This window comes from Mycobacterium colombiense, from assembly GCF_001953985.1.
In the GTDB taxonomy this organism is placed as follows: domain Bacteria; phylum Actinomycetota; class Actinomycetes; order Mycobacteriales; family Mycobacteriaceae; genus Mycobacterium; species Mycobacterium colombiense_B.
Genome location: NZ_MBEI01000009.1, coordinates 71,330 through 78,201 on the forward strand (window position 1 = coordinate 71,330; position 6,872 = coordinate 78,201).

General features: G+C 66.8%; 6 protein-coding genes, 1 tRNA gene and 2 pseudogenes. 6 read left to right on the forward strand and 3 right to left on the reverse strand.

All coding sequences use genetic code 11. The features are described from left to right. Positions 1 to 80: 80 nt before the first annotated feature. Positions 81 to 887: a hypothetical protein gene (locus tag A5732_RS02605; protein ID WP_076051165.1), complete on the reverse strand. Its 807-nt coding sequence runs from the start codon at positions 885 to 887 to the stop codon at positions 81 to 83. A gap of 138 nt (positions 888 to 1,025) precedes the next feature. On the opposite strand from A5732_RS02605, the gene A5732_RS02610 reads away from it, so the two are divergent. Then, positions 1,026 to 1,421: a hypothetical protein gene (locus A5732_RS02610; RefSeq protein WP_076051166.1), complete on the forward strand. Its 396-nt coding sequence runs from the start codon at positions 1,026 to 1,028 to the stop codon at positions 1,419 to 1,421. A 335-nt stretch (positions 1,422 to 1,756) separates the two neighbouring features. Then, positions 1,757 to 1,916, forward strand: a pseudogene (locus A5732_RS27500) (serine/threonine protein kinase); the annotation flags it as partial. Positions 1,917 to 1,952: 36 nt separating this feature from the next. On the opposite strand, the gene A5732_RS02615 reads toward A5732_RS27500, so the two are convergent. Both A5732_RS02615 and A5732_RS02620 read right to left on the reverse strand, forming a co-directional pair. Further along, a tRNA-Leu gene (locus tag A5732_RS02615) sits at positions 1,953 to 2,026 on the reverse strand. A 31-nt stretch (positions 2,027 to 2,057) separates the two neighbouring features. Then, the gene (locus A5732_RS02620) at positions 2,058 to 3,281 is read right to left on the reverse strand and encodes a class I SAM-dependent methyltransferase (RefSeq protein WP_076100467.1); all 1,224 of its coding nucleotides are present in this window, start codon (positions 3,279 to 3,281) and stop codon (positions 2,058 to 2,060) included. Positions 3,282 to 3,453: 172 nt separating this feature from the next. On the opposite strand from A5732_RS02620, the gene A5732_RS02625 reads away from it, so the two are divergent. The 4 genes and pseudogenes from A5732_RS02625 to A5732_RS26830 all read left to right on the forward strand — a co-directional run. Next, complete coding sequence (locus A5732_RS02625) at positions 3,454 to 3,783, forward strand: DUF732 domain-containing protein (protein ID WP_076051169.1); 330 nt, start codon at positions 3,454 to 3,456, stop codon at positions 3,781 to 3,783. A 725-nt stretch (positions 3,784 to 4,508) separates the two neighbouring features. Next, positions 4,509 to 5,408 (forward strand): PPE family protein, SVP subgroup, encoded by a 900-nt coding sequence (locus A5732_RS02630; RefSeq protein ID WP_076051170.1) that lies wholly within the window; start codon positions 4,509 to 4,511, stop codon positions 5,406 to 5,408. Between the two features lie 55 nt (positions 5,409 to 5,463). After that, positions 5,464 to 6,645 carry a PPE family protein, SVP subgroup gene (locus A5732_RS02635; protein WP_076051171.1) on the forward strand — a complete coding sequence of 394 codons (1,182 nt, stop codon included), beginning with the start codon at positions 5,464 to 5,466 and terminating at the stop codon, positions 6,643 to 6,645. A 159-nt stretch (positions 6,646 to 6,804) separates the two neighbouring features. Next, positions 6,805 to 6,872: pseudogene (locus A5732_RS26830) on the forward strand (WXG100 family type VII secretion target); the annotation flags it as partial.

Consider the following 6,872-nt stretch of genomic DNA (forward strand, 5'->3'; position numbering starts at 1 on the left):
CCGCCACCCGGATGCGGAGCGCTGCGGCAGGTCCGGGGCCGCTCCGCCGAGAACCAACGTAGCCCAATCGCGGTGCGGGTTCAGTGCCGCTTGTCGCGCACCTTGTAGGTCGAGGGCCACGACTTGCGGGACTCGTCTCCGGTCAACGGGGTTCCCATCCCGCCGACCTTGACGGCGTACGCCTCCTTGCCGGGGCCGACCTCACGGTTGGCGTGTTCCTGGGCCAAGAAGTAGAGCTCGTCGATGGTGGCTTCGTCGTAGGCGACGAACGAGGTTTCCCGCGCGACGTCGTCGATGCCGGCCAGCATCCGGTCGGGCAGCAGCCGCGACGCGACCGCGGCGAGCCCCAGCAGCCCGAACGGAACGATCCAGTAGCAGAGGAACGACAGTGGCGTCTTCGTGTCCAGCATCAAGGCGGCGGTGGTCCCCGCGGGCCCGGCGGGACCTTGCACGATCGACGGGATCACCGAGGACACCGTCATCGCGGCGAACGTCGCGACCCACAGCCAGCTCAGGATCTTGACGATCCGGCCGAACAGCTCGGTTTTGACGACGTCGGCGGCTTGTTCCGCCGCTGCGAACTCGGCAACGAAGGGCCTGCCGACCAGCATCCCGATCAGCGTCACCAGGAAGATCCCGGCGTTGCTCAGCGGCAGTATCCACCGCTCGAGGAACGAATCGCCGAGCGTGAAGGCCAACGCGGCGAGAATCAAAAGCACTGCGACGGAAGCAAAATCGAAGAACTGCCACTTCCTGCCCACCGCGCCGCCCAGGCCCAGGCTGGCGGCGGCGATCGCCAACGCGACCAGCACGGCCGCGGCGAACGGAACATTACCGACGAGTACCCAATACACGATCCACGGCGCGAGGCCGAACAGCATGCCCATGCTGGGTCAGTGTATGGATGACGGTTTGCGGCCCCGTCGGCGGCAGGCCCAAACTGTTGGTCCGCGCGCACGACGGCGGTGGCCGGACGGCGATCATGTTACAGCGCAACCGATTCTGGGCACTGAGCCGATGGCGCGGTGTTCAGCGCCATCGCCAGAAAGTCCAGGCGCTCCAGCGACCGGAACAGCGTCAGCCCGAAGTCCTGCGCGCTGCTTGTCCTCTGGCCTGACGTCGCCGCGCTGCGCCACGCCGTCAATGATCTCCCCGATGGCGCCGCGGCCGTCGACGAACTGGACGAAGGGCAGCTGGGCCGGGTTGAGCCAGCCCGGCGGAGTCGACCGATCCGGCCGTACTTCGCGTACAGCGAGACGCCCAGCACCCCGTCCGGCGACCGGTTACCGGTTGCCGGCTTCTTCTTCGGCGTAGTGGATCATTCGCTCGCTCAGGCGGACCAATGGGTCTTCGTGCCCGCCGGGCATGCTGTAGGCCAGGCGGCGCAGCTCGATGGCGAATCCGTAGAGGTCTTGGCTTAGGGACGGAGCATTCATAAGGCGACTTCCCACATATGTGGAGTGTGTATTGGATTCGTAAGCGCCCGAGTGCTCTTCCCGATCAGACCGCCACGGGCATGCGCTTGCGCGTTACGCCTACCCCGATTCGGCTTCATACCAAACCTGCGCGTCCGCGGGACGCGCACGCCTGTGCGCTTGCTCTCGCCCAGTCGGACGCGTGCGGGTTCTGAGCCGTCGCCGTCCGGGTGACCGACGGCACGATTGCGACCGCAGGGGCACGGAGTTAGCAGGGCGAATGGACACCCGCGTGTTGCTCGCCGGCCGCTATGAGGTGCGCGGCAGGCTGGGTCGTGGTGGCCACCGACACCCTGACCGGAAACATCCTCGGCACCATTGCCTATCTGAGTCCTGAGCGACTCGCCGGCGCGCCTGCGTGTGTATGCGGTCGGCGTCGTGGGCTATGAAGCACTTGCCGGGCATCGACCGTTCCCACAGGAGAACGTGGCCGCGCTCGCCGGCGAGTGGTGAACACCGCTCCCAGCACGCAGACCGTGCCCCCAGTCGGACTCGAACCGACACTGGGCGGATTTTAAGTCCGCTGCCTCTGCCAATTGGGCTATGGGGGCCCGGTCGCGAATGTAGCCGACGATGGGCCGGCTATCCGGTAGGGCCTTTGAGCGCCATGGCCAAAAAGTCCAGCCGCCACAGGCCCCTGAATAGCTTGTGCCCGAAATCTTGCAGCAGGGCCCTGTGTTCGTCGGGGACGTCACCGGCGCATGCCACACATTCGATGATCTCCGCGATCGTGCGGCGGCCGTCGACCTGCTGGACGAAGGGCAGCTGGGCCGGGTTGAGCTTCTGCTTGCCGCCCGGCCAATGGATTTCGTCGCCGGACAACAAGCATGCCGTGCGCAGCAGCGGTACGTAATCGAACGAAGCCGGTGACGCGAAATCGACCGTGTACTGGTCCTTGGGACGTTCCGGGCGGCAGGCCAGAAAGAAGTGGGTGGCGTTGGCCGGCTGCAGACGTTCCATCACCGACCACAGTTCGGCGTCGGGCAATTGGTTCAACGCCGATTGGAACCCGCTCACCGGCGCGAGCATGTCGTGCGAGTAGTAGGGCGTCTTGTGAAACCATCCCTGGAATGCGAGTCCGGCCGCGGCGACCAGGTCCAGGCATTCCGCAACGGTGTAGCTTCGCGCACGACTGTGCAGGAACGTGTCGACCAGGGCACCGTCGGAGACGAGGTCTCGCGCGGCTTTCAGATAGCTGCGCACCGGATGGTCGGCCGGTAGCACCGCGATCGCCTCTTTTACCAACTGGACCGAGGCCTCGTCCTGCGACAGCCGAAGGTCGCGAAACACCGACTCGAGCATTTCGACGCCGATCCGGCCGTACTTCGCATAGAGCATGACCGCAAGGACTCCGTCGCTGCGCAGGCACTGGCCCAGCGCCGTCAGCCCGGCCAGCGGATCGGCCATGTGGTGCAGGACGCCGCTGGAGACGATGAGGTCGAAGTCGCGCCCGAGCGCCGACACCTCTTCGATCGGCAGCAGGTGCAGCTCCAAATTCTGTAGCCCGTGCTTATCCTTCAGCCGCCTCTGGTGATTCAGGGCACTGCCGCTGACGTCGATCCCCACCACCTTGGCGCCGCGGTTCTTGAAGGCGTACAGGGCGGCCTGAAAGGTGCCACAACCCGCGATCAGGATGTCGAGGTCCGGCTTGTACTCCCGGTCCGGCCACAACACCCGGTGGGCCCAGAACGGATCGAACCAATCCCAATGGTTTTCGCTCCAGGCCGCGAGGTCGGCCACCGGGGGCGGATATTCCCACCGATCGTATTGGCGGGAGACACCGTCACCGCGCGGATCCTCGGTCACTTCGGCGTTGGCTCCTTCGCGGCGTGCCTTGTGTTGGTGGGTGCGACCAACTTACAAGCCTTCGCCGATATCCGGGCGACGAGAAACCCCTGGTTAACTCGTAGAGACAGATTTGCCGGACGCAATTAGGATTCGTTTCCTGCACGCAGGTATGGCGCGGAGGAGTCGACGAATGAAAATCACGGCACGGTTGGCCGCGCCGGTCGCTATCGCAGTGGCAGGCGTCCTCGGCATCGTCGCCGCGCCGATCGCGGGTGCCGACCCCGCGGACGACCAGTACCTGCAAACGCTGCATTTGCGCGGCCTCAGCTGGGCGGACGGCGCCGACCAATCGATGATCAATGTCGGGCATGCCGTGTGTACGGACTTCGATGGCGGGGACACAGCCGCCCAGACCATCGCCGATGTGAAGAAGTCGCTCGGGTTGAGCAACGGCGGCTCCAACATCATCGTGGGCGCGGCGGTTGCGGCGTACTGCCCGCAGAACCGCAGCAAACTATAGAAACCGTCGAAGGCGGCAGTGGCAACACCGTCGGGATGCTGCGACGACCCCTTACTGCCCGGAATTCCGGAGCAAAATCCCCTAACCCGGCCAGCCGATCGCGGGTTTGCTACTCGACACTGGGCGCAACGCCACCTAATGGCCGGCAGCAAATACCGGCGGTCCGCGACAGCCACGTGGTGATCTGCGTCACAGGAGGCCTCGCGACACGCTACTCGGGCAGCCGCCGGAAGCTCAGCCCAGTTTGCGCGACACCGGCCCCACGTAGGCGTCGCCGCAACCGCAGCCCGGGTCGATTAAACGCGCCCGCATCTTCCGGCCACTGTCGAACGTCAACCGGCACTTAGGAATTTGACTCCGTCCCGCCATCGCCGGTCGGGGGCCCTGAGCGCGACTGGCAGTCCGCCGGCGCAGCCACCAGCGAGCAATTAGCCAAATGTCTAACGTGCGACACGAACGGGTGTCGACTAGTATCCGCGCGCCACGCGCGATTTCCTTCTGCGCCACTCGACTTCAGATGACGTCACGGTATCGCCTGACAGGAGCTTGTTAAAACTACGACACTCGGCGTTAAGAAGCCGTAAACGGCTGTCACGTGTGCCTTTTCGGCGGGAACGTGGAGTCGGTGGATAGCTAGCCTTTCCCAAACGCACAGGGGACGTGGCGTGAACACACAGGCCGGCTCGCCGCAGGGGGTCGGTCCGTTCCAACACTAGGAGCAACGGATGTCATTTCTGACAACACAAACCGAAGAGATGTTAGCCGCGGAGCAGCTGCTCAGCGGAATCAACACCAACCTGGCAGCGCAGAACGCGGGCGCCGCGTCGGCGACCACCGTGATCGCTCCCGCGGCCGCCGATCCGGTCTCTGCCCAGCAGGCGGCAATCTTCTCGACCTACGGCACTCAGTATCAGGCGATCGCCGCCCAGGCGCAGGCGCAGCTGGAGCAGTACGCGAGCACCCTGGGCGTCAGCTCCAACGCCTACGGCGACACCGAGGCCGTCAACGCGAGCCAGGCGGTGTTGTCGAATGCGGCGTCTCCCCTCGCTGCCGCCGCGTCCACTCCGTCGAACACTCCCCTCGACTACCTGTCCTGGCTCCTCGGTAGCACCGGCAACGGCACCAACCCGAACATGCTCGGCGGCATCTTCGGCCTCTCGAGTAACGGCGCCAACATCTTGAACATCGGTGTCGGCAACTGGGCCTCGGCCGCGTCCAACCTGGTCGGGCTCGCCGGTGGTGGTCTGCTCGACACGTCCGCTGACGCCGCGGGCGCCGGTTTGGCCTCGGATGTCGCCGCCTCGCCCGGGCTCGGCGCCACCACCGTCGCTGCCGGCGGCGGCTCGGCCGGCATGAGCGCGATGCCGGTGGCCTCGATGGGCTCGGCGACCATGGTCAGCAATCTCGCGGTGCCGCCGAGCTGGGCCGGCGCGTCGGCGCCGGTGGCCGCGCCGGTCAGCGCGATCCAAACGGCGGGCTGGACCGCCGCCGCGCCGCAGGCCGGCGCGGGCACGGTCGTCCCCGGCATGCCGGGAATGGCCTCGGCGGCGCGCAGCAGCGCCGGGTTCGGTGCGCCGCGTTACGGCGTGAAGCCGATCGTCATGCCGAAACCGACGGCCGTCTAAGCAGCGGTCACCCAGACGTCGCATTCGAACAGACAAACTAAGGAGCGGGACAAAAATGGTTCTAAGTTTTGCGGCAATACCCCCGGAGATCACTTCCTCGCTCATCTACTCCGGTGCGGGCGCCGCGCCCCTGATGGCGGCCGCGACGTCGTACGCCAACCTGGCCGCCGAGGTGAGCACGACGGCCACCCAGTGGGAGTCGATCATCGCGTTGCTGACCAGCGAGCAGTGGACGGGCGGCGGGTCGGCGGCGGCGGCCGCGGCGGCCCAGCCGATCGTCACCTATCTGACCGAGACGGCGTCGACGCTCGAGCAGGCGAGTGCGCAGGCCACCGCGTCGGCGGCCGCCTTCGAGGCGGTGTTCGCGGCGGTGGTGCCGCCGCCGGTGATCGCCACGAACAGGGCGACGCAGGCGGCGCTCGTCGCGTCCAATGTGCTGGGCCAGAACACGCCGGCGATCGTGGCGCTGGACACCCTGTACGCCGAGTACTGGGCCCAGGACGCCGCCGCGATGGCCGCGTATCAGGCCGCTTCGGCGGCGGCCGGGGTGCTGACCCCGGTGACACCGCTGACATCGACCACCGACCCGGCGGCCGCCGCGGCCGTTGATAACGCCGCCCTCGCCGGGGGTGCGACCGGCGGCACGGCGCAGGCGCTCGCCGCGCCCGTCTCGAGCGCGGCGACCTTGGCAGCCCCGACACTGCCCTTCACGACCGATGGGCTCCTGAGTTCCATCGACAACTTCCTCGGCACGCCGGCCGTCCTGAACGGCATCAACGGCGCGGTCAACACCGCGGCCTGGTTCACCATGATCACCATCCCGACCGCGGTGTCGCTGGGCCACACCCTGGGCGCCGTGCCGGCCATCGCCGTCGGCGACGTGGCGCCCGATGGTGTTGCCGGCATCACCGAAGGCACCATCGTCAACTCGGTGAGGCCGGCGGGCGGCCTGGGCGCCGCGACATCGGCGGCCGTCGGGGAAGCCTCCATGGTCGGCCGCCTGTCGGTACCGCCCGGTTGGTCTGCGGCCGCCCCGGCGACGCAACTGGTTTCGGCGACGGCCCCGCTCGAGGGGTCGGGTTGGACCGTCGCGTCCGAGGCCGCCTCCGCCGAGCCGGTCACCGCGATGCCCGGCATGCCCGGAATGGCGGCGGCAGCAAAGGGTGCCGGCGCCTACGGCGCCGGGCCTCGGTACGGCTTCAAGCCGATCGTCATGCCCAAACAGGTTGTCGTCTGAGAGGGTCCGCTGATATGGGAAAAAGGGGGTACATGTCACCCATTTGAGGCGAGCAATTAACCGGCAGGCCGTAGTCTATTTGCAACGCGGCCACCACCGCATCAATTACAACTGTTAAGACTTCGGCGAACTGAAGCTTCAAGATAGGAGACAGCCGACATGGCAACACGTTTTATGACCGACCCGCACGAGATGCGGGCGATGGCGGGCCGCTTCGAGGTCCACGC

Excerpts from the sequence above, each read along its gene's own strand:
- A5732_RS02605 (WP_076051165.1), bottom strand. The coding sequence starts at position 887 with ATGGGCATGCTGTTCGGCCTCGCGCCGTGGATCGTGTATTGGGTACTC.
- A5732_RS02625 (WP_076051169.1), top strand. The coding sequence starts at position 3,454 with ATGAAAATCACGGCACGGTTGGCCGCGCCGGTCGCTATCGCAGTGGCA.
- A5732_RS02630 (WP_076051170.1), top strand. The coding sequence starts at position 4,509 with ATGTCATTTCTGACAACACAAACCGAAGAGATGTTAGCCGCGGAGCAG.
- A5732_RS02635 (WP_076051171.1), top strand. The coding sequence starts at position 5,464 with ATGGTTCTAAGTTTTGCGGCAATACCCCCGGAGATCACTTCCTCGCTC.